At 65.4% G+C, this 390-nt stretch carries 1 protein-coding gene; it reads left to right on the top strand.

Going from position 1 to position 390, the window contains the following annotated elements:
- A partial coding sequence (locus tag AB4Z27_RS29735; RefSeq protein ID WP_441646077.1) for a LysR substrate-binding domain-containing protein occupies window positions 1-390 on the top strand: 390 nt, incomplete at both ends.

Below are 390 nucleotides of genomic sequence, written 5' to 3'. Positions count from 1 at the left end.
CACGCGGCGCATCAGCGTGACCACGGACGGCGCCGCCTATTACGAACGCTGCGTGCGCATTCTGGCGGACGTGGAGGAAGCCGAGCAGTCACTGACGCGCCACAACAACTCGCCACGGGGCACGCTGTGCGTAGATACCACGGCGGCTCTCGCGCGGATGGTGCTGATTCCCCACCTGCACGACTTCTACAATGCCTACCCGGAACTGAAGCTCGAGCTGACCATCAACGGCAAGCCGATCGATCTGTTGCAGGAAGGCGTGGACGTCGTGCTGCGCGTGGGCTCGCTGGATGAGGCGATGGTGGCGCGGCGCCTGGGCCAGGTCAAACTGGCGTTCTTTGCCTCGCCGATCTACCTGCGGCGTTTTGGCACACCCGCCGACCGCCGACC

It is taken from the genome of Cupriavidus sp. KB_39, from assembly GCF_052114485.1.
In the GTDB taxonomy this organism is placed as follows: Bacteria; Pseudomonadota; Gammaproteobacteria; order Burkholderiales; family Burkholderiaceae; genus Cupriavidus.
The sequence above is the reverse complement of the archived record's forward strand: the minus strand, read 5'-3'. Positions and strand labels throughout refer to the sequence as shown.